Origin of the sequence: Promicromonospora soli, assembly GCF_014653785.1 — a bacterium.
Classification (GTDB): Bacteria; Actinomycetota; Actinomycetes; order Actinomycetales; family Cellulomonadaceae; genus Promicromonospora; species Promicromonospora soli.
This window is the reverse complement of sequence record NZ_BNAS01000001.1, coordinates 1,099,866-1,121,513: the sequence shown is the minus strand read 5'-3', so window position 1 is coordinate 1,121,513 and position 21,648 is coordinate 1,099,866. Positions and strand designations below refer to the sequence as shown.

Sequence of the window (21,648 nt, the reverse complement as noted above, 5' to 3'; positions counted from 1 at the left end):
GACTCGACCTGTACAACGAAGCAGAGCGCCCGTCAGCCTGCTCGAGGGATCCTCGGGAACGGGCCGGACGGGCGCTCTGCTTCGCAATACCGGAAGGGTCAGCCGGTCACACGGATGTACACCGGGTTGTCCTGCCACATCTCGGTGTACTGGACGGGGACGCCCTCCTGCTGGGCCTCCACGACCATGCCGTTGCCCGCGTAGAGCGATACGTGGCCCGAGGTCCACACGATGTCGCCCGGCTGGGCGTTGGCGGCGGAGACCTGGTATCCGGAGTTCAACATCTCGCTGGAGCTGTGGGGGAGGTCGATCCCCAGCTGGGCGTAGACGTAGCTGATCAGGCCGGAGCAGTCGAAGCCCTCGCTCGGCGAGGAGCCGCCCCACGTGTAGGGGACGCCCACGTACTCGAGGGCCAGGTTGACCGCCTGCTGGCCGAGGTCCGTGGAGGCTTCAACGGCTACGGCGGCCTCCGCCTCGGCGGCGGCCTCTGCTTCCGCCGCCGCTTCCGCAGCGGCGGCTGCCTCGGCAGCAGCCGCGGCCTCCGCCTCCGCCTGGGCCTCAGCCTCGGCCTTGGCACGCGCCTCGGCCTCAGCCTTCGCCTCGGCCTCGGCGATGCCGGCCTCGGTCTCGGCGTACGGGGTTACGGACACTCGCCCGCGCTCCGCCCAGAAGTCGGCATTCTGCGTGACCTTGACCTTGGTCACGAGCTTCTCGGCAAGACCGGCACGGGTCGTCGTGTTGTCGATCGTGTTGCTGACCGGCGTGGCGTTGGCGAGCGTGGTGTGGTTCTGCGTCTCTGCGGGCGCGGTGTGGGCAGTCTGCGCGAAGACCGACGCGAGCATGCCGGACGTGACGACCGCGATGGCGCCGGTACGGGCGGCATTCTCGGCGGCGGTCTGGGTCAGAGCGGTGAAGGGGGTGAGTGCGGGGCCTTCGGCGCGGTGCCGGCCCCGGTAGCTGGGGCGGTTGGCTTGGTCGTCCGACCAGTCCTGGGTGCGGTCGGTGAGTACGGTCACCAGTGATCTCCTCGGACGCCTACGAAGTGAGCTGTCGGGTTCGGATGGGGAGAGCGATTCACCCGGCCTCACAAGAGGCTTCACCCCGAGGACACTCACGTGCCCGCTTACTTGGTTCCCCCGCCCCTGTCACGACGTAGCTGCTCAGGACCGGTGACAGGGCTCGGCGTCCGGACCTGGACCTCCCCGTTGCTGGAGAGGCGAGACTGACCGTACCCGCCTCCCGCTCGATTGTCACGATTAGGTCACATAGCGTCCTGTGATGGAACGTTCTTGGCAATGAGTTCCCCGTGCGACGATGGCCTGCATGCCCGATTCCATGCGCGCCCGGTACGACGTCGTCATCGTGGGCGCCGGTCACAACGGCCTCACTGCGGCGGCCTACGCGGCCCGCGGCGGCCGCTCGGTCCTCGTCCTGGAGCGTGCGGACCACGTCGGCGGCGCCGCCGTATCGGCCCGGCCCTTCGCCGGCGTCGACGCGCGGCTGTCGCGCTACTCGTACCTCGTCTCGCTCATGCCGCGCCAGGTCGTCGAGGAGCTCCGGCTGCCCATCACGCTGAAGCGCCGCCGCTATTCCTCGTACACACCGGTGGCCGACGGCGGGCTACTCGTCGACACCCAGGACGACGCCGCCACGCGTGCCTCGTTCCGCCGCCTCACCGGTTCCGAGGCCGACTTCGAGGCCTGGGGCCGCTTCTACGCGATGACCGCCGAGGTGGCCCGTCGCCTCGCGCCCACGCTCACGGAACCCCTGCTCCCGCGTTCCGCGGTCCGGGACCTCGTGATCGGCGCAGTGGGCGAGGTGGCCTGGCGCTCGCTCTTCGAGGAACCCCTCGGCGAGGTGCTGCGCCGCACCTTCGCGGACGACGTGGTGCGCGGCGTCGCCGCCACTGACGGCCTCATCGGCACGTTCGCCGACGTCGACGAGCCGTCCCTGCGCCAGAACCGCTGCTTCCTCTACCACGTGATCGGCAACGGGACCGGCGACTGGGACGTGCCCGTGGGCGGCATGGGGGCGGTCTCGGGCGCCCTGCACGACGCCGCGGTGGCCGCCGGCGCATCGATCGTCACCTCCGCGACCGTCACCTCGGTGGACCCGGGCGCCTCGGGCGTGGAGGTCGCGTGGACCGACGCGGCCGGACGCACCCGGGGCGTGACCGCCGGGCACCTGCTAGCGGGGTGCGCCCCGGCCGAGCTGGAGCGGCTGCTGGGCGGGGACGACGCCGCGCGCCCGGGCGGCGAGGCTCCGGCGTCGTACCCCGAGGGCGCCCAGCTCAAGGTCAACATGCTGCTGACGCGCCTGCCCCGGCTGCGCGACGACGTCGACCCGGTCGCCGCGTTCAGCGGGACCCTGCACGTCAACGAGTCCCTGACCCAGCTCCAGGACGCGCACGCGCAGGCCGCCGCCGGGCGCATCCCCGACCTGCCGCCGAGCGAGATCTACTGCCACACGCTGTCCGACCGGACGATCCTTGGCCCGTCCTTCGCTCGGACGGAGGCCCAGACGATCACGCTGTTCGGGCTGCACATGCCCACCCGGCTCTTCCGCGCGGATCCCGACGGCTCCCGCGAGCGGGCCCTCCGCGCGACGCTCGCGTCCCTGAACTCCGTGCTGGCCGAGCCCATCGAGGACGTGCTGGCGCTCGACGCTCACGGTGCGCCCTGCCTCGAGGTACGGACCCCCGTCGACCTGGAGGGCGACGTCGGGCTGCCGGGCGGCCACATCTTCCACCGCGACCTGAGCTGGCCCTTCGCCGAGTCCGACGACGCCGCCGGGCGCTGGGGCGTCGAGACCGAGCACCCGAGAGTCCTGCTCGCGGGCGCAGGCGCGCGTCGTGGCGGGGGAGTGAGCGGTATCCCCGGGCGTGCAGCGGCCATGGTGGTGCTCGGAAGCGCCGCCGGCTGACGGCGCCGGTTGACCTCAGTACTTGCTGCCGGAACAGGCCGGCCTGGCAGCGGGGTCAACTTCTCGGTCAAGAGCTTGCAGTCTGCTCCTGGGCCGCCGACCAGGCGTAGCCCGGGTCCGCGGCGAGGAGGCGTTCGTGGCTGCCGCGGGCCACGACGGTGGCCGGGGCGCCGAGCGGGTCGTGCGGGCCGTGCCCCAGGAGGACCACCTCGTCCGCGGCGGCCAGCGGCGTGAGGCGGTGCGTCGCCAGCAGCACTGCCCGGCCGGTCTCGCGGGCATGGTCCGCGACGGTACGCACCAGTGCGTCGGCGGTGTCGCCGTCCAGGTGTTCCGCCGGTTCGTCCACGAGCAGCACCTGCGCGGGAGCCAGGAGCGCACGCGCGATCAGCAGCCGACGGCGCTCGCCGCCCGAGACCGCTGCCGCGTCGGTGCCGACCACGGTGTCCAGCCCCGCCGGGAGCGCAGCGAGCCAGGCCCCCAGCCCGACCGTGTCGAGGGCGGCTCGGGCATCGTCGGCCGTGACGTCGCCGCGCGCGACCCGCAAGTTCTCCAGCACGGTGGTGTCGAACACATGCCCGTCCTCGGCCACGAACAGCGCGCCCGCCCCCGCCGGCACCGTCCCGGCGAGCGGCGGGATCAGGCCGGCCGCCGTCATCAGCAGGGTCGTCTTCCCGACGCCCGAAGGCCCGGCCAGCGCCACCACCGACCCCGGCCGCAGCGTGAGCGACACACCCTCGACGGCGACGCGCGGCACGCCCTTCGCATCGGGCCAGCCGGCGGCGACGCCGTCGAGTACGAGCAGGACGCCGCCCTCCTTCCCTGAGGTGTCAGACGCTGGGGACACCCGCACTTCTGACACCGGATTCGCCGGAGCCAGCTCCAGCAGCCGGCGCGCCGCCTCGCGCGAGCGATGCAGCTGGATCGCCGCCGCAGGCAGCCCGGCGGTCGCCTCGAACACGGCCAGCGGCGTCAGCACGACCACCGCCAGAGCCTCCACGGACAGCGAACCCGAGACCGCCGCCGGGATCCCGAGCGCCAGCGAGGCGAGCACCGCGAGACCCTGCGCGAGCGCCCCCAGGGCGGCGGCGAGCCCGGAGGTGCGCGCGCCCTCGTCTGCGACGGCGGACAGTCGCGCGTCCGCGGCCTCCAGGTCGCCGAGCCGCGCGCCGAACCGCCCCGAGACACGCAGCGGAGCCGCCTCCTCCAGGATCTCCAGGGAAAGCGCCGTGACCTCGCCGCGGGCTGTGGCCCCTCGCGCCTCGGTCCGCGCCGCGGCGCGAGCCGCTAGCCACGGTGTCACGATCCCGGCCAGGGCCAGGCAGAACGCCAGCGCCACGCCCGCGGCCGGCAGGAGCGCGCCGAGCAGGATCACCGAACCGAGCGACGTCACCAGCGCGACCCCCGCGGGCACTATCGCGCGGACCACCACGTCGCCGACGTCGTCGACGTCCTGCCCGATGCGCGCCAGGAGCTCGCCGCGCTTCACCGTGACCGGCCGGTCGTCCGCGGCGAGCCGCTCGTACAGGTTGGCGCGCAGGGCCGCCATGCCGCGCAGCGCGACGTCGTGGGAGGCCAGGCGCTCGCAGTAGCGCAGCACGCCACGACCGATCCCGAACGCCCGCACCGACACCACGGCCACCGACAGCGTGAGCACCGGCGGCATCTGCGACGCCCGGGCGATGAGCCAGGCGGCGACGGCGGCGAGGCCGATCGCGCAGGCCAGGGCCAGGACGCCGAGCCCGATCGCGGCCGCGACCTTGCCCGGCCGCACCTCCAGCAGCGGAAGGATGCGCCGCAGCGGATCGCGGCCGGACCCCTGGGCCGCACCCCGCGTCAGGCCGGGACCCCTGTCCCGTCCCGGGTAGGCCTTCAGGGTGCTCATCGTGTCTCCCCGTCGGTCGCAGATCCCGGCACGCCGGAGCCGGCCCGGAGGGCGATCGCGGGATCGCCCGCAGGATCCGCCGCCGAGCGGACGTCGATCACCTGGTCCGCGAGCCGGAGCAGCGATGCCCGGTGGGCGACGACGAGCACGGTCCGGCCGGCGTCACGCCAGGCCCGGACGGTGTCGAGCACCGCCTGCTCGCCGCGTGCGTCGAGGTGGGCCGTCGGCTCGTCGAGGATCACCAGCGGCTTGGTCGCGGCGTCGTCGAGCAGGGCGGACGTGAGCGCGACGCGCTGGCGCTGGCCCACGGACAGCCCTACGCCGCCGAGCCCGACGCGCGTCTCCCGGCCGTCGGGCAGCGATCCGACGACGGCGTCGAGCCCCGTCAGCCGCGCCGCCTCGGCGAGCGCGTGGTCACTCACCTGGGCCGTACCGTCCAGGACGACCTCCCGCAGCCGCCCCGGCGGCAGCGAAGGCCGCTGCGGAACCCAGGTCAGCGCGGACCACCAGCTCTCCAGCCCGCCCGCCGGCAGATCCGCCAGGTCGTGGAAGGCGTCGTCGGGCGACGCCAGCCCCACCCGCCCGGCATCAGGCGCCAGCAGTCCGAGCACCACGAGCACGGCCGTCGACTTCCCGGACCCGCTGGCCCCTCGCAGCGCTACGACCCGCCCGCCCCCGGCGTCGCCGGACCCGAGCGGGATCCGCGCCGACAGCCCAGCAGGAGCAACAACCCCGCGCCCACCAGCCCGCACGGACACCCCTTCCAGCACAAGCTCTCCGCCCGCCACACGCAGCCCGGCCGGCGCGGGGACGTCCTCGCCCTCCGACCGGACGGAACTACCGGAAGAAACAAGGGCGAACGCCCGGGAAACAGCCGCCACCCCGTCGACGGAAGCATGAAACTCCGCCCCGACCCGCCGCAGCGGCAGATAGACCTCGGGCGCCAGCACCAGCACAGCGATAGCCGGCTGCAGCAACATGGCGCCCTCGACGAGCCGCAGCCCCACGCCCACGGCGACGATCGCTACGGACAGCGTCGTCAGCAGCTCCAGCACCATCGAGGAGAGGAAGGCGATCCGCAGCGTCCCCATCGTGGCTTTCCGGGAGGCGTCACCGAGCACGCGCACCCGCTCGCCCGGCCCGAACGACCGCCCGAAGGCGCGCAGCGTCGGGAGCCCGGCGACCAGGTCGAGCACCTGGGCGCCGAGCCGTTCCACGGTGGCGAGCCGCCGCTCGGAGGTCCCCGCCGTCAGCCGCCCCACGAGCACCATGAAGAGGGGTACGAGCGGCAGCGTCACGATCACTATCACCGCCGACACCCAGTCCAGGCCCAGCACGACGCACACGAGCGCAGGTGTGACCAGCGCCGTCAGCACGAGCTGCGGCACGTAGCGCACGAGGTATGGCTCGAGCGCGTCGAGCCCGCGCGTCGCGAGGGTCGCTACCTCGGCCTCCGGGCTTGCGCTCCCGCTGCCCGACGTCGAGGCGTCTGCCCCGCCGTCCGCCGTCGTCCCGCTGCCCGACGCGACCCCGCCGCCCGACGCGGCCGCCCGGGGGCCGCGCAGCGCCCACGCCTCCACCACCGCACGCCGCAGCTCGGCGATCGTCCGGGCGGCGGCGCGCAGCGCGTACCGCTCCTGAGCCCACGCGACGGCTGCCCGCCCGGCGATCACGAGTGCCAGCCCCGCGAAGGACCACACCATCGCCGGCCCGGAAGTGCCTTCCCCGAGCACCACCGGTGCCAGCAGCGCCGCGATGAGCAGGGCCTGCGCGACGATCAGCCCGGCCGCAGCCACGCCGAGCCCGACCGTGAGCGCCACATACCAGCGGGCCGCGCGAACCTGCCGCAGCAGACGTGGGTCGAGGGGCTTCATGAGGCCATGGTCCCGTGCGCGCCCGGAAACGAGGTCAGAACGCCGACTCCTTGATCTTCTTCCACGTCAGCCCGGCCGGCGCGGGGATGTGCTCCACGGTCAGCCGCCGCCGGAACACCCAGTACGTCCAGCCCTGGTACAGGATCACCAGCGGCGTGAGCACGACGGCCACCCAGGTCATGACGGTCAGGGTGTACGGCGTCGAGGACGCCTCCGCGATGCTCAGCGAGGGGCCGCCGTCCAGGCCGGGCATGACGTCGGGGAACATGGACCCGAAGATCAGCACCACCGCGGCCACGATCGTCACGGCGGAGAGCCCGAACGCCCAGCCCTCGCGCCCGGCGCGGTTCGTCAGCACGACGCCGACCAGCGCCAGCGCCGCGACCGCCACGACGGCCCAGGTCCAGGTGACCGAGAACGCGACCTGCGCCCAGACCGCCCACCCGCCGGCCACGAGCAGGGCCACGACCGACAGCACCCCGGCGAACCTGCGGGCCCGCGCCCGGATCTGGCCGTCGGTCTTGAGCGCCACGAAGACGGAGCCGTGCAGCAGGAACAGCACGAGCGTCGTCAGGCCGCCGAGCAGTGCGAACGGGTTGAGCAGGGCCCAGAACCCGCCCACGTACTGGTGTGCGTCGTCCAGCTGGACGCCGCGGACCAGGTTCGCGAACGCCACGCCCCACAGGATGGCGGGCACCCAGGAGCCCACCTGGATGGCGACGTCGCAGCGGCGAGCCCAGGCGGCGTCGGCGATCTTGCCGCGGTACTCGAAGGCGACGCCGCGCACGATGAGCGCCACCAGGATGAGGAGCAGCGGCAGGTAGAAGCCGGAGAACAGGGTCGCATACCACTCCGGGAAGGCCGCGAAGGTGGCGCCACCGGCGGTGAGCAGCCACACCTCGTTGCCGTCCCAGACCGGCCCGATGCTGTTCACCAGCACCCGCCGCTCCTTCTCCCGGTGCGCGGCGTCACCGCGCGGGAGCAGCGACATCAGCATCCCGACGCCGAAGTCGAAGCCCTCGAGCACGAGGTACCCGGTCCACAGAATCGCGATGATGAAGAACCACACGAGTGCGAGGTCCACGGTCACGTCCCTTTCTGTCAGGTCTGTCTGTGCGGTCCGGCTGTGATCAGTAGGCGAACGAGAGCTGCCGGTCGGCGTCGTCCCCCGCCGCCTCGGGCGACTCGTCGCGCACCGTCGAGGGCACGCCCTCGATCGCGTACCGGTGCATGAGCCGGTACCAGATCACGGCGAGGACGCCGTAGAGCAGGGTGAACACGATCATCGAGGTGAGCACCATGCCGGGGCTCACGACTGTCGAGACGCCGCGCATGGTGAGCAACCGGATCTGGTCGATCCCCGTGGGGTTCGGGGCGACCACCCAGGGCTGACGCCCCATCTCGGTGAAGATCCATCCGAACGACGAGGCGAGGAACGGGGTGGGGATAGCGGCGATCCCGAGGCGGGCGAACCAGGGGTTGTCGCTGACCCGGCCGCCGCGGGTGAGCCAGAGGGCGACCACTGCGAGCAGCGCTGACCCGGCGGCGAATCCGATCATGAGCCGGAAGCTCCAGTAGGTGACGGCGAGGTTCGGCGTGTACGAGATGGGGTTGCCCACGTCGTCGGTCTCGCCGAACCGCTCGGCGTACTCCTCCTGCACGTCGTTGACGCCGGGCAGAAAGCTCTCCGGTCCGGAGAAGCTGCCGGTGCCGAGGTAGCTGGCCAGCCCCGGTACCTCCAGGATGTGGCGCACGCCCTCGCACGAGTTGGACAGGTCGCCGATCGTGAGGATCGAGAAGTTCGCCGCCTCCTCGCCCTCGCACAGCGCCTCGGCCGACGCCATCTTGCCCGGCTGCTGCTCGAACATCAGCTTGCCCTGCACATCACCCGTCAGGGCGACGCCGGCTCCGGAGACCAGCATGACCACGGTGCCCAGGATCACGGCGGGCCGGTAGACGTTCCGGGCGAGCTCGATGGACTCGGCCCGCTTGGTCCGCGCCAGGCGCACCATCCACCACGCGGCGATGCCGGCCACGAACGTTCCGGCCGTGAGGAACGCGGCAGCCACCGTGTGCGGGAAGGCGGCCCACAGCGTGTTGTTGCCGAGGATCGCCCAGATCGACTCCATCTCGGCGCGGCCGGTCTCGGGGTTGTACACGGCGCCCACCGGGTGCTGCATCCACGAGTTGGCGGCCAGGATGAAGAGCGCCGACAGGTTCACCGCGACGGCCACGGCCCAGATGCACGCCAGGTGGACGCGCTTGCTCAGCCGGTCCCAGCCGAAGATCCACAGGCCGAGGAAGGTGGACTCCACGAAGAACGCGGCGAGGGCCTCCATGGCGAGCGGTGCGCCGAACACGTCGCCGACGAACCGGGAGTACTCGCTCCAGTTCATCCCGAACTGGAACTCCTGCACGATGCCTGTGACCACGCCGAGCGCGAAGTTGATCAGGAAGAGCTTCCCGAAGAACTTGGTCAGCTTCAGCCACCGCTCGTTCCCCGTGCGGACCCAGGCGGTCTGCATGATGGCGACAAGTGGCGCCAGCCCGATCGTGAGCGGCACGAAGATGAAGTGATAGACGGTGGTGATGCCGAACTGCCAGCGTGCCAGGTCGAGAGCTTCCACTCCGGGCTCCTGTGATGTCTCCGAACGGCTCTGTCCCTCGGGACGCTAGGCCTGATCCAGCAGGTCCGCGCGTTGCCGCGGGGTGAATCCGTCGCTTGTGAATGTCTTCACAAGCCACTGTACACGCAGTTGGACCGCAGACGGGCGGCCCCAGACTCCTGTGCGATACTGGACGAACCCGCGCGGGCCCACATCCCTGCGTGGCCTGCAGAGTCCATCACTGCCCGCGATCCGCACGCGGTGCCGCAGTCACGACAGATCGTGGCCGCAGGCGTCCGCGAAGATCGTGGGAACAGGGCCGCAGCCGAGACTTCCGCCCGGATGTGTCGCTTCGCCGCGATGCATCGCCGGACGACCGACCGCCTGGCGGTCCGCGTGGTGTGGAGCGGACGCCGGCTACAGGAGCACCTCACGTGACGCCTTCCAGCACCACCGGTTCGACCCTCGGGTCACAGGATGATTACGACGCACCTGAGGCAAACGCCCAGGTCACCACTGGTGGGGAGGCTCCGGCGGACACCACGCCGACCAAGCGCCCGCGTCGCAGGGCCACTCGGTCCGTCGTCTCGACGGCAAACGTCGAGCCCATCGTCGTCGGCTCGTCCGGCGCCCCCACGGCCCCGGCCGAGGCCCAGCCTGTGACCACCGGCGGTACCGCCGCCGTGGCCACCTCGGGCTCCGCGCCCGGTGAGACCACCACCAAGCGCCCGCGTCGCCGGGCCACACGTGGCGTCTCTTCCCCCACGGCGCCCGAGCAGGTCATCGCCGAGCCGACGGCGGCCGAACCGTTCGCCGGCGAGCCCGTGCAGGCGGAGGCGGTCGCCTCGACTGAGACCGAAATCACTGCCGACACGGTCGAGCCCGAGGCTGACGCGGTCGAGCCCGAGGCTCCGCTCGTCGAGCCTGAAGCCGCCGCCGAGCCCGAGGCCGCCGCCGAGGAGACCGCCCAGCTCGATCTGGAGCTCCCGGAGCCCGTCGCGCCCGCTGAGGCCCCGGCCCGCGGCGTCGCAAGCCTGGACGACATCGTTCTCCCTGGCGGCCCGGAGGCAGAGCCCGCCGCGCAGGCCGAGAGCGCCGCGCCGAAGCGTCGCACCCGCAAGAAGGCCGAGCCGACGGCGGAGGCCGACACGGTCGAGCCCGCCGCCGAGCCCGCCGCCGAGCCCGCTCCCAAGCGTGCCCGGTCGCGGCGCAAGCCCGCCTCGGCCGAGCCGGTCGTGGAGGGGGCCGCCGAGCCGGCGCCGGTCGAGGAGGCCCCAGCGGCCTCCGCCGTTCAGGCGCCCACCGATGACGTCGCGGCCGAGCCCGCACCCAGGGCCCGCGCGCGTCGCGGCCGTCGTCCGGCGGCGGAGCCGACCGAGGCGCCCGCGGCCGAGACTCCCGCCGCGGCACCCGCTCAGTCCGCTTCGTCGCCCGCCGCGACGACCTCGGGTACGCGTGTCCCGCGCCTCGCCACCACGGCGCTGCTGTTCCAGGCGCCGGACGACTCAGCGGCACGCCGCGCGCGGCGTGCGCAGGCCCCCGCCGGGCCGCCGCGCGCGAAGGACCTCACGCCGCAGTTCGCGCGGCCGGTCGCTCGCCCGGTCGAGCCCGCCCCCGAGTCCCTCGTGTCCCGCGCCGCAGAGCCGGTTGCCGAGGCGCCCGCGGAGCCAAGGACCGAGGCACGCGCCGAGGCCCGCACCGATGCTCGGTCGGAGACCGCCGCAGAGCCCCGGGCCCGGAAGTCCGGGTCGCGCCGGGCCGTGCGCCGCACGGGCCCCAGCACCGAACCGGCCGCTCGGCCCACCGCCGAGGACGCGACGCCGAGCGCCACGCCGACCGACACCGCCGTCGAGCCCACGGGCGACACCGCGGCCGAGGCGCCCGCCCGCGAGGTGACCGTCCCGACCGTCCCGCAGTTCGTCGAGGCGGAGCTGAGCGAGGACGACCTGGCGGCTGTGGACGAGGTCGGTGCGATCGAGGAGGAGCTGGCCGCGGAGGGCGTCGCGCTCGAAGAGCTCGCCCCGGAGGACTTCGAGGAGTACGACGACGAGGAGGTGCGCCCGTCGCGCCGCCGTCGTCGTCGGGGCGGACGGGGTCGCCGTGGCGGCCGCGCCAACCGCTCGGACGACGCGGACGACTCGGCGGACGAGGACCAGGACGAGGACGCCGAGGAGGACGCGCAGGCGTCCGACGACGACGAGACCGCCGAGGACTCGATCCAGGAGACCGGTGAGGACGAGGGCGAGGGCGGCAGCCGCCGTCGCCGCCGTCGCCGCCGGGGGACGCGCGGCGAGCGCGCCGAAGCCGCCGCGGTCCGTTCGAGCCGTACCGACGAGGTCACCGCGCTCAAGGGTTCCACGCGCCTCGAGGCGAAGCGTCAGCGTCGCCGCGAGGGCCGGGACCACGGCCGCCGCCGCCAGATCATCACCGAGGCCGAGTTCCTGGCCCGCCGCGAGTCGGTGCAGCGGTCGATGATCGTGCGCGAGAAGGACGGCCGCACGCAGATCGCGGTGCTGGAGGACGGCGTGCTCGTGGAGCACTACGTCTCGCAGCAGTCGCAGGCGTCGATGGCCGGCAACGTGTACCTGGGCCGGGTCCAGAACGTGCTGCCTTCCATGGAGGCCGCGTTCGTCGACGTCGGCAAGGGCCGCAACGCCGTGCTGTACGCAGGCGAGGTCAACTGGGACGCGGCGGGCCTCGAGGGCCAGCCGCGCCGGATCGAGCAGGCGCTGAAGTCGGGCGACCCCGTCCTCGTGCAGGTCACCAAGGACCCGATCGGCCACAAGGGCGCCCGGCTCACCAGCCAGGTCACGCTCGCCGGCCGGTACCTGGTGTTCGTGCCGGGTGGCGGCATGACCGGCATCAGCCGCAAGCTGCCCGACACCGAGCGTTCGCGGCTCAAGAAGATCCTCCGCGAGGTCGTCCCGGAGGGGGCGGGCGTCATCGTGCGCACCGCCGCCGAGGGTGCCAGCGAGGACGAGCTGCGCGCCGACGTCGAGCGCCTGCAGGGCCAGTGGGACGCCATCCAGGCCAAGGCCAAGAAGGCGTCCGCACCTGCCCTGCTCCAGGGCGAGCCCGACATGGCCATCCGCGTGGTCCGCGACATCTTCAACGACGACTTCTCGTCGCTCGTGGTGGAGGGCGAAGGCGCGTGGGACGAGATCGCGCACTACGTCGAGGAGCTCGCTCCCGACCTGCGCGAGCGGGTGTCCAAGTGGGTCGAGAACACCGACGTGTTCTCGGTGCACCGCGTGGACGAGCAGCTCGCCAAGGGCATGGACCGCAAGGTGTGGCTGCCCTCGGGCGGCTCGCTGGTCATCGACCGCACCGAGGCCATGACCGTCGTGGACGTCAACACCGGCAAGTTCACCGGTGCGGGCGGCACGCTCGAGGAGACCGTCACACGGAACAACCTCGAGGCGGCCGAGGAGATCGTGCGGCAGCTGCGCCTGCGCGACATCGGCGGCATCATCGTCATCGACTTCATCGACATGGTGCTCGAGTCCAACCGCGACCTGGTGCTGCGTCGTCTGGTCGAGTGCCTCGGCCGGGACCGCACCAAGCACCAGGTGGCGGAGGTGACGTCGCTCGGCCTGGTCCAGATGACGCGCAAGCGTGTGGGCCAGGGCCTCGTCGAGGCGTTCTCCGAGACCTGCGAGCACTGCAAGGGCCGCGGGTTCATCGTGCACGAGGAGCCGATCGAGAAGTCGGGCAACGGCGTGGCCTCCGGCGGCGTTCCCGTGCCGTCGTCCGAGGACGGCGCGCGCTCGGCGCGTTCGCGCCGCAAGCGTGGCAAGGAGGTCAAGGACAAGGTGGCCCCCATGCTGGAGCCGGTCGTGCCGGTCGCCAGCCTGCCCGAGGAGCGGTCCGAGGCTCGCGAGGCCGTCAAGGCCACGCTCGCCACGATCGCGGCCGCTGCGCAGCACGCGCACGAGACCCACGAGACGAAGGACTCCTCGGAGGACGGTCCCGCCACCCTGGACGAGATCCAGCTGCCCACCGCAGGATCGGCCGACGCCGGCTCTTCGGGCTCCGCCGCCTCGGCGGCATCCGCAGCTTCTTCGCCCGAGTCACCCGACTCTGCCGACATGCCGGCAGACGCCGCGCCGTCGGCGAGCGATGCGCCGGAGGGGGGCTCCGGCACTGGGCAGCCGGAACCGCCCAAAGGAGCCGGCGACGAGGTCGCCTAAGCAGAAGGGATTCTGGGCGCGGCTCCTGGGCCGCTGACCTGATCCGGACGAGGGTCGCCACCGCGAGGTGGCGGCCCTCGTTTTTTGCGCCCCCGACGAGTTCTCTCACATTGCTTGCTAGTCCCGCCGGTCCTATGGTTCATTAGTCAAGTAATGAACCAACGATGGTGGGAGACCGAGATGACAACGACTGCCGCGAGGCCGACGACCACCCGACTTGGGTATGTCGACAACCTGCGGATCCTGCTGACCGTGCTGGTCCTGGCGCACCACAGCGCCCTGACCTACGGCGCACTTCCGCTCTGGTACTGGACCGAGCCGAGCACGAGCGCCTCGGGCGTCGCCCTGATGCTGCTGGTGATCGTGAACCAGTTCTATTTCATGGGCTTCTTCTTCCTGCTCTCCGGCCTCTTCGTCCTCGGGTCGGTGGACCGCAAGGGGCCGGGTGCGTTCGCCCGGGACCGGCTGCTCCGGCTGGGGGTGCCGCTGGCGGCGTACTGGCTCGTCGCGCGGCCGGTCCTGCACCTGCGCGAATGGCCGGCGCGCAGCGCGGAGGGGGAGTCGTTCCTGCGCTTCTGGTTCACCGTGGGCGACGCCGGACCGCTGTGGTTCGTCGAGGTGCTCCTGGTGATGTCGCTCGCGTACGCCGCCTTCCGCGCGCTTCGCGCCCGGTCGAGCGCCGCGTCGGGTCTGCCGGAGGCCGGGTCTGGCGTGGCCGACGCCGGGGCGCGCGCCGTCGCCGACGCCGAACCCCGCCCGGTCGGCTTCCGGGCGATCGCCGGGCTCGTGGCGCTGCTGACGGTCGTGTCGTTCCTGTGGCGGCTCGTGGTGCCGACCGGAACCTACTGGGAGCTCGGCGGGCTGCCTTCGCCGGCGTACCTGCCGCAGTACGTGATCCTCTTCGTGGTCGGCCTGCTGGCGACGCGACATGGGTGGCTCGCCCCCCTCACCGTCCGGCAGGGGCGGGTGGCGGTGGTGATGGCGATCGTCAGCGTGGGAGTCGCGCTCGGCACGACCGCCCTGGCGGCGACGCCCGGCGCGGGAGCCCTCGCGCTGCTGGGGGCCGTCCTCGCTGAGAACGTCTTCGCTGTGAGCACGATCGTGGCGCTGCTGGTGCTGTTCCGGGAGAAGTTCTCGGGGCAGCCCGCGTGGGCCAGGTTCGCAGCGCGGAACACGTTCGCGGTGTACGTCATCCACCCGCTGGTGCTGGTCGGCGTCGCGATGCTCCTTGCGCAGCTGGTCGCCCCGGCAGGCGTGAAGTTCCTGATCCTGCTCGTCCTCGCGGTGCCGCTGTGCTGGGGCTTCGCCCACCTGCTGCGCCGGATCCCTGGAGTGGCACGGGTGCTGTAGCGGCGGCCGGTCCGACCGGGCGCCAGAGGTCCGCTTCCAGAACGTGGTTGGGCATGCTCTCGGGGCCTCGAGCATGCCCAACTGTGTGCTGGAAAAGGACTCCGTCTTGGGCCGGGGCTGGGGGATGATCGGACGGTGACACCAGAGACCTATGCCCGTGGTGCGACTGCCGCCGGAACGACAGTGGTCCTCCGCGGCTGGACCGGCCCAGATCTCGACTGCTTCCGCGCCTGGCTGCGGCCGGAGCATGACTGGCACCGCTGGGACGGCCCGTACTACCCGGTTCCGACCGAAGAGCAGGCAGATGCGCACGTCGCGACGCTCGCGCAGGAGCACGGCCTTGCCTGGCCGACGTCGAGCACGCCTACGTCGAGCATGCCGACGCCAGCGCCCCCGCCGTCGGGCCCCGAAGGGCTGCCGCCGCGCCGACTGGTTGTCGACGTCGACGGCGAGCTTGTCGGAACCGTTGCCTGGTACTGGGAGTCGCGCGAGACGGAGTGGGCCCGCCTGGGCATCACTGTTTACGACCCGGCGGTGCGCGGCCGGGGGATCGGGCGCTCGGCGTTGGCCCTGTGGACGTCATTCCTGTTCGCGGGCACGCCGTGGGTCCGGCTGGACTTCGCGACGTGGTCCGGCAACCGGGCGATGCTCGGCGTGGGGAAGTCGCTGGGCTTCGTGGAGGAGGCTCGGTTCCGGCAGGCCCGGGTGGTCGACGGCGTCCGCCACGACTCTGTGGTCATGGGCGTCCTCCGTGGCGAGTGGCGTGAGCCGCCGGGCATTCAGCTGTCCGTGGACAGCCGGGCGTAGAACTCCGCGATCGTCCGCGAGAAGAGCTCCGGCTCCTGCTGGTTCCACGGGTGACCGACCCGGGGGACGATGCGCAGCTCGGCGTGCGGGATCGTCGCTGCGAGCTCTCGCGCGGGCGCGATGCTCGCGAAGTCGCGGCTGCCGCACAGGACCAGGGTCGGCGCCTGGATGCTCGCCAGCCGCTCGCGGAAGTTGAGGTCCGCGACCACCCGGAGCGCACCGAGCCACTGCGCCTTGGTCATGGACATGCCCACGGCGGTGCTCTCCGGGAGCAGCCGGATGATCTGGCGCTGGATCAGCATCAGGGCGGGATGCGGGCGTACCTGGCTGCCCGAGAGCACGAGGGAGGCGACCCGCTCGGGAAAGTCGAGCGCGAGCTGGGTGGCCGTCATCGCCCCGAGCGACAGGCCGCAGACGTGGGCCCGTTCGACGCCGTGCTCGTCGAGCAGGTCCCGCAGGGCGCGGGCCGCACCCGCGAACGTGAACGCGCCGGGCGTGGCCGCCTGGTCGAGCCCGGGAATGTCCGGGGACAGGCCCACGAATCCGTCGGGCAGCGCGCTCAGCTGCGCGTCCCAGAAGCCGACGCCGGCGCCCAGCCCGGGCAGGAACAAAACGGTCTCGACGTCGGCGGCCATGCCCACCAACATAGCCGAGTGCTTGACTGGCACCCATGAAAGACGGTCTGGGCGCCGGGCGCCTCGAAGTGATCGCCGGCCCGATGTTCGCGGGCAAGTCGGAGGAGCTGCTGCGCCGGGTGCGCCGCGCCCAGATCGCGCGGCGCGGCGTCCTGGTGGTGAGCCATGCGCTGGACGCCCGGCGGGGCGTCGGCCGGGTGAGCTCGCACTCGGGGCTGGGCGTGCCGTCGCACTCGGTGTCGGACGCTGCGGAGATCGCGGCCCTGCTCGAGACCGGCACCGGCACCGCCGACGGAGAGGCCGGCTCCGAGACCGAGCTCGTCGCCATCGACGAGGCTCAGTTCTTCGGCGTCGGCCTGGTGCCCGTGGTCTCGGACCTGGCGGGCGGCGGGCTCGTGGTGGTCGTCGCCGGACTGTCGGTCACGTTCGACGGGCAGCCCTTCGCGCCCCTGCCCGAGCTCATGGCGCTTGCCGAGTCCGTGGAGAAGCTCACCGCCGTGTGCTCCGTCTGCGGTGCGGACGCCGCGTTCCACGTCCGGGTGCCGGGAGCGCCGCCGGTGCCCGACGCCGGCTCTGCCGAGCCAGGCGGCGCGCTCGTGCCGGTCGCGGCGCACGTCGGCGGGTCGGAGTCGTACGAGGCGCGCTGCCGGAAACACACAGGTGCGTGATCGGTAGGACGTCAGGTGACCGGCAGATTGGAATGCCGATCACCTGACGTCCTACCGATCACGCGCTTCGCCAGGTCGACCGCTGCCCCGTAGGTCAGACCTTGCGGAGCTGGCGGTACTGCGGGCAGTCGAACGGGTCGCGCGCCGCGAGCCCCACCCGGTTCAGGTAGGCGACGACGATCATGTACGACTGCGCCAGGCTGGTCTCGGTGTACGGGATGCCGAGGGTCGCACAGTGCTCCCGGACGATCTCGGCGGTCCTGATGAGGTGCGGGCGCGGCATGCTCGGGAACAGGTGGTGCTCGATCTGGAAGTTGAGCCCGCCCATGAGGATGTTCATGAACCAGCCGCCGCGGATGTTTCGCGAGGTCAGGACCTGCTTGGACAGGAAGTCCATCTTGCTGTCGGCGGGGATGATCGCCATGCCCTTGTGGTTCGGCGCGAACGACGCACCCATGTAGACGCCGAACACGGCCATCTGCACGCCGAGGAACGCGAAGGCCATACCAGGCGGCAGTGCCCAGAACAGGATCGCGACGTAGGCGGCGAGGCGGGCCGAGATGGTGACGAGCTCACCGATGCGGGACCGCAGGGTCTCGGGCGGCCCCTGGAACAGCGAGCGGATCGAGGTGACGTGGAGGTTCAGGCCCTCGAGCGTCAGCAGGGGGAAGAACAGCCAGCCCTGGTACCGGTTGATCCACCGCTTGAGCCCGCGGTGCTGCCGGGCGCCGTCCTCGGTGAACGCGATCGTGTCGTTCGCGATGTCCGGGTCCTTGTCCACCCTGTTCGGGTTGGCGTGGTGCCGGGTGTGCTTGTTCATCCACCAGGAGTAGCTGATGCCGACGACGGCGTTGGCGAGCAACCGCCCCACGCGGTCGTTACGGCGCCCGGACTCGAAGACCTGGCGGTGCGACGCCTCGTGTGCCACGAAGGCGAACTGCGTCAGCACCAGGCCGAGCGCTCCCGCCATCAGGAGCTGCAGCCACGAGTCGCCCAGCAGCACGAACCCGGTGATGATCCCGCCGAGCGCAACGGTGAGCGAGGCGAGGGTCCAGGCGTAGTAGCGGTGTGCCCGGTGGAGCAGTCCGGCGTCGCGCACGGTGCGAGCCAGCGACGAGTACGTGCTGGTCACCGGCTGAGCATCGGGGTCGCGCGGTTTCGTCGGGCGGAAGCCGTCGCGGACGATGGGGGCAGCTTGGGCCATGTGGTCCTCACATGCTCGGTTTCGACTTCCCAGCCGTGGAGTTGGACGGTTTCGCCCATCATGCAGATGGCCCAGAGCCTACGGGACCGTAGGTTACTGTCGCGAGGGGCAGATGTGGATGCCTGGCGAAGGGTTTTAGACGGTGTGTTGACCTGCCCTTGTCATTTGTTTCCTTAACCGTCCATAAAGTCCCGATTTAGCCCGACTTGCGGCTCTGCTCGGAGCGCTCGACGGGCTGGTCCTGGATGAGCGGTACGAACCGATACCCGCCGTGGTCGGTCGCGCGGATGCGCCCATCGGGGAGGCGCTCGATGAGCAGCAGCGACGTCCGGATCGGGATCACCATGCGGCCGCCGATCCCGACCTGGTCCACCAGGGCGCGCGGCAGCGCCGCTGCCGACGCCGACACCAGGATCCGGTCCCAGCCGTTCGGCCGCGGATGGCCGAGCACGCCGGGCGTCGCCGGTTCGACCGTCGCCCAGTCCATCCCGGTGCGCTCGACGTTGGCGGCACCCCATTCGGCGAGCCGGCTGTCGCGTTCGACGCCGAGCACCGAGCCCGAAGGGCCGGTCAGGTAGGCGAGCAGCGCAGTGGTCCAGCCGGAGCCCGCTCCGACGTCGAGCACGCGCGCACCCAGGGGGACGCGCAGCAGGCGCAGCATGGCGGCGACAGTGGTGGGTTGCGAGGACGTCTGCCCGCGCCCGATCGGCAGCGGCGCGTCGTGGTCCGCGAACGGCCGCTGGGACCGCGGCAGGAAGTCGCGGCGGGGGACTGCACGCATCGCCCGCGTGATGTCGTCGTGCTCGGTAGCCTTCACCGTTGGCTCAAAAACCATCAGGATCACCCGAACCCAGCGTAGGCACAGCCGCGTCCCGGTCGCCAAAGGCGTCAAGGGGCCAAGGCTCATGGCGTCCGATCAGCGGCGAGGCGGCCCGGCGAGGGTGGGCAAGGCCACGTGGCCACCGGTTTGAACCCGCGGAAGGCATCGCGTAACCTGGTGCTTCGGTGTGCTGTCTGCGCACCCGTCCTGCGTGCCCATGGCGCATCGCACTCGACCGCCGCGGCGGAGCGAGTCACAGCAAAGCCGGTGGATACCGTCGTGCGCGCACGCCAAGACTAGAGAGATGAGTTGAACGTGGTTTACGCGATCGTCAAGGCCGGTGGCCGTCAGGAGAAGGTGTCCGTCGGGAGCATCGTCGTCATGGACCGTGTCCAGGCGAGCCCCGGTGAGACCCTTGAGCTCCCGGCCCTCCTGCTCGTGGACGGGGAGAAGGTGACCACCGACGCGAAGAAGCTGGCGAAGGTCAAGGTCACCGCTGAGGTCGTGCGGGACGAGAAGGGTCCCAAGATCACGATCCTCAAGTACAAGAACAAGACCGGTTACCGCAAGCGCCAGGGCCACCGTCAGTCGCTGACCCGCCTCAAGGTCACCGGCATCAAGTGACTTCCGCTGCGGGCCTCCTCTGACGAGTGAGCCCGCGCGAGATCAAACTTCTTCTTCTACTTCGTCCCGAAAGACAGGTCCTGAGATGGCACACAAGAAGGGCGCGAGCTCCTCGCGCAACGGTCGCGACTCCAATGCCCAGCGCCTCGGCGTGAAGCGCTTCGGTGGCCAGGTCGTCAAGGCCGGCGAGATCATCGTCCGCCAGCGCGGCACCCACTTCCACCCGGGCGTCAACGTGGGTCGCGGCAAGGACGACACCCTGTTCGCCCTTACTCCCGGCGCCGTGCAGTTCGGCAGCCGCCGTGGCCGCAAGGTCATCGACATCGTCACCGCCGAGGCCTGAGCTTCGGAATCCGCGTAAGGGGGCGCACCGGTGACGGTGCGCCCCCTTCGCCTTTTCCAGAGCGGCTCGGCCGAGCGGCTCTACTGAGCAGTACTTGAGAGGATCGAGACATGGCCAGCTTCGTGGACCGGGTGGTGCTTCACGCCGCCGGGGGTAACGGCGGGAACGGCTGCGCCTCGATCCGTCGCGAGAAGTTCAAGCCCCTGGCGGGACCTGACGGCGGTAACGGCGGCGACGGCGGTTCCGTCAAGCTCGTCGTCGACGCGAACACCACCACCCTGCTCGAGTACCACCACTCGCCGCACCGGCGGGCGACGTCGGGCACCCAGGGGATGGGTGACGACAAGGACGGCGCCAAGGGCGGCGACCTGATCCTGAAGGTGCCGGACGGCACCGTCGTGAAGGACCTGGACGGCAACGTCCTGGCCGACCTCGTTGGGGAGGGCGCCGAGTATGTCGTCGCCGCCGGCGGCAAGGGCGGCCTGGGCAACCGGGCGCTGTCGTCGCCGAAGCGCAAGGCACCCGGCTTCGCGCTGCTCGGCGAGGAGGGCGAGGCCGCCGACATCGAGCTCGAGGTCAAGACGATCGCCGACGTCGCGCTCGTGGGCTTCCCGAGCGCCGGCAAGTCGTCGCTGATCGCCGCCATCTCCGCCGCCCGGCCCAAGATCGCGGACTACCCGTTCACGACCCTGGTGCCGAACCTCGGCGTGGTGCAGGCCGAACAGTCGCGGTTCACCGTCGCCGACGTGCCGGGCCTGATCCCGGGCGCGAGCGAGGGCAAGGGCCTGGGCCTGGAGTTCCTGCGGCACATCGAGCGGACGGCGATGATCGTGCACGTGCTCGACTGCGCCACGCTGGAGCCCGGCCGCGACCCGATCAGCGACCTCGACGTGATCGAGGCCGAGCTCGCCAGCTACTCCGGGGACCTCGGCATCGCGGGTGGCCGCGTGCCGCTGAACGAGCGCCCCCGCCTCGTCGTGCTCAACAAGATCGACGTGCCCGAAGCCCGCGAGCTCGCGGACTTCGTGAAGGGCGACCTCGAGGCGCGCGGGCTGCGCGTCTTCGAGATCTCTACCGCGTCCCACGAGGGCCTGCGCGAGCTGAAGTTCGCCCTGGCCGAGGTCGTGGAGAAGGCCCGCGCCGCGGCACCCGCGCCGGAGCCGGCACCGATCGTGCTGCGCCCGCGCGCCGTGAACGAGGCCAGGTTCACCGTGCGCCGGCTGGGCGGCGAGACCGACTACTGGTTCGAGGTGCGCGGCACCAAGCCGGAGCGGTGGGTTCGCCAGACCGACTTCAACAACGACGAGGCCGTCGGCTTCCTCGCGGACCGGCTGGCGAAGATCGGCGTCGAGGACGGGCTGTTCAAGGCCGGCGCCGTCGCCGGGGACGAGGTGCGGATCGGCGACCCGAACAACGCCGTCGTCTTCGACTGGGAGCCCACCCTGCAGACCGGTCCGGAGCTGCTCGGCGGCCGCGGCACCGACCTGCGGCTCGACCAGAACGAGCGGCCCACCCGCGGCGACAAGCGCCGCGAGTTCACCGAGCGCATGGACGCCAAGACCGAGGCCCGCCGTGAGCTGTGGACGGAGCGCGAGGCAGGCCACTGGACGGACCCGGACGCCGACTGACCAACCCGCCCTATCTCGCTGCAGGTCTACTTCGGCAGTGCGGGTCCCGGCCCGTGAAATGACCGCGCGCCCCGGGCGGCCCTCCGGGGAGGATG

General features: G+C 71.8%; 16 protein-coding genes and 1 riboswitch. Of the genes, 8 read left to right on the top strand and 8 right to left on the bottom strand.

What is annotated here, in order from left to right:
- Nucleotides 1-98: 98 nt before the first annotated feature.
- Nucleotides 99-1,016: a C40 family peptidase gene (locus tag IE250_RS05095; RefSeq protein ID WP_189668124.1), complete on the bottom strand. Its 918-nt coding sequence runs from the start codon at nucleotides 1,014-1,016 to the stop codon at nucleotides 99-101.
- Nucleotide 1,017: 1 nt separating this feature from the next.
- Nucleotides 1,018-1,168: riboswitch (cyclic di-AMP (ydaO/yuaA leader) on the bottom strand.
- 146 nt (nucleotides 1,169-1,314) lie between these two features.
- On the opposite strand from IE250_RS05095, the gene IE250_RS05090 reads away from it, so the two are divergent.
- Nucleotides 1,315-2,922 (top strand): phytoene desaturase family protein, encoded by a 1,608-nt coding sequence (locus IE250_RS05090; RefSeq protein WP_373301589.1) that lies wholly within the window; start codon nucleotides 1,315-1,317, stop codon nucleotides 2,920-2,922.
- Between the two features lie 67 nt (nucleotides 2,923-2,989).
- Here IE250_RS05090 and cydC read toward each other — a convergent pair whose 3' ends face one another.
- Genes cydC through IE250_RS05070 form a run of 4 tightly spaced genes read right to left on the bottom strand, consistent with a single transcriptional unit; the run spans nucleotide 2,990 to nucleotide 9,305 of the window.
- Entirely contained in the window at nucleotides 2,990-4,804 is a 1,815-nt protein-coding gene (gene cydC, locus IE250_RS05085) for a thiol reductant ABC exporter subunit CydC (protein ID WP_189668122.1), read from the bottom strand.
- Nucleotides 4,801-6,678 (bottom strand): thiol reductant ABC exporter subunit CydD, encoded by a 1,878-nt coding sequence (gene cydD, locus IE250_RS05080; RefSeq protein ID WP_189668121.1) that lies wholly within the window; start codon nucleotides 6,676-6,678, stop codon nucleotides 4,801-4,803. The genes cydC and cydD overlap by 4 nt, the downstream gene beginning before the upstream one ends.
- A gap of 34 nt (nucleotides 6,679-6,712) precedes the next feature.
- On the bottom strand, nucleotides 6,713-7,762 hold the full coding sequence (gene cydB / locus IE250_RS05075) for a cytochrome d ubiquinol oxidase subunit II (protein WP_189668346.1): 1,050 nt from the start codon (nucleotides 7,760-7,762) through the stop codon (nucleotides 6,713-6,715).
- Between the two features lie 46 nt (nucleotides 7,763-7,808).
- Nucleotides 7,809-9,305 carry a cytochrome ubiquinol oxidase subunit I gene (locus IE250_RS05070; protein ID WP_189668120.1) on the bottom strand — a complete coding sequence of 499 codons (1,497 nt, stop codon included), beginning with the start codon at nucleotides 9,303-9,305 and terminating at the stop codon, nucleotides 7,809-7,811.
- Nucleotides 9,306-9,718: 413 nt separating this feature from the next.
- Here IE250_RS05070 and IE250_RS05065 point away from each other — a divergent pair, with 413 nt between their 5' ends.
- The 3 genes from IE250_RS05065 (at nucleotide 9,719) to IE250_RS05055 (ending at nucleotide 15,631) form a co-directional block, all read left to right on the top strand.
- Nucleotides 9,719-13,474 carry an Rne/Rng family ribonuclease gene (locus IE250_RS05065; RefSeq protein ID WP_229872131.1) on the top strand — a complete coding sequence of 1,252 codons (3,756 nt, stop codon included), beginning with the start codon at nucleotides 9,719-9,721 and terminating at the stop codon, nucleotides 13,472-13,474.
- A gap of 180 nt (nucleotides 13,475-13,654) precedes the next feature.
- Nucleotides 13,655-14,824, top strand: coding sequence for an acyltransferase family protein (locus IE250_RS05060; RefSeq protein WP_189668119.1), 1,170 nt, complete (start codon nucleotides 13,655-13,657; stop codon nucleotides 14,822-14,824).
- A 135-nt stretch (nucleotides 14,825-14,959) separates the two neighbouring features.
- Nucleotides 14,960-15,631 carry a GNAT family N-acetyltransferase gene (locus IE250_RS05055; protein WP_229872130.1) on the top strand — a complete coding sequence of 224 codons (672 nt, stop codon included), beginning with the start codon at nucleotides 14,960-14,962 and terminating at the stop codon, nucleotides 15,629-15,631.
- On the opposite strand, the gene IE250_RS05050 is transcribed toward IE250_RS05055, so the two are convergent.
- Nucleotides 15,604-16,266: an alpha/beta fold hydrolase gene (locus tag IE250_RS05050; protein WP_189668118.1), complete on the bottom strand. Its 663-nt coding sequence runs from the start codon at nucleotides 16,264-16,266 to the stop codon at nucleotides 15,604-15,606. The two genes, IE250_RS05055 and IE250_RS05050, sit on opposite strands and share 28 nt — an antisense overlap.
- A gap of 35 nt (nucleotides 16,267-16,301) precedes the next feature.
- Between IE250_RS05050 and IE250_RS05045 the strand changes: the two genes are divergently transcribed.
- Nucleotides 16,302-16,934, top strand: a complete 633-nt coding sequence (locus IE250_RS05045) for a thymidine kinase (RefSeq protein WP_189668117.1) — start codon at nucleotides 16,302-16,304, stop codon at nucleotides 16,932-16,934.
- A gap of 94 nt (nucleotides 16,935-17,028) precedes the next feature.
- Here the strand turns inward: IE250_RS05045 and IE250_RS05040 are convergent, their stop codons facing one another.
- Together IE250_RS05040 and IE250_RS05035 are read right to left on the bottom strand one after the other, a co-directional pair.
- The gene (locus IE250_RS05040; RefSeq protein WP_189668116.1) at nucleotides 17,029-18,138 is read right to left on the bottom strand and encodes a fatty acid desaturase family protein; all 1,110 of its coding nucleotides are present in this window, start codon (nucleotides 18,136-18,138) and stop codon (nucleotides 17,029-17,031) included.
- A 196-nt stretch (nucleotides 18,139-18,334) separates the two neighbouring features.
- Nucleotides 18,335-18,973, bottom strand: coding sequence for a protein-L-isoaspartate O-methyltransferase family protein (locus tag IE250_RS05035; protein WP_189668115.1), 639 nt, complete (start codon nucleotides 18,971-18,973; stop codon nucleotides 18,335-18,337).
- 300 nt (nucleotides 18,974-19,273) lie between these two features.
- On the opposite strand from IE250_RS05035, the gene rplU reads away from it, so the two are divergent.
- The 3 genes from rplU (at nucleotide 19,274) to obgE (ending at nucleotide 21,553) form a co-directional block, all read left to right on the top strand.
- Nucleotides 19,274-19,582 carry a 50S ribosomal protein L21 gene (rplU, locus tag IE250_RS05030; protein ID WP_189668114.1) on the top strand — a complete coding sequence of 103 codons (309 nt, stop codon included), beginning with the start codon at nucleotides 19,274-19,276 and terminating at the stop codon, nucleotides 19,580-19,582.
- 85 nt (nucleotides 19,583-19,667) lie between these two features.
- A complete protein-coding gene (gene rpmA / locus IE250_RS05025) occupies nucleotides 19,668-19,925 on the top strand; it encodes a 50S ribosomal protein L27 (RefSeq protein ID WP_189668113.1) in 258 nt (85 codons plus the stop codon).
- A 110-nt stretch (nucleotides 19,926-20,035) separates the two neighbouring features.
- The gene (obgE, locus tag IE250_RS05020) at nucleotides 20,036-21,553 is read left to right on the top strand and encodes a GTPase ObgE (RefSeq protein ID WP_189668112.1); all 1,518 of its coding nucleotides are present in this window, start codon (nucleotides 20,036-20,038) and stop codon (nucleotides 21,551-21,553) included.
- Nucleotides 21,554-21,648: the final 95 nt, after the last annotated feature.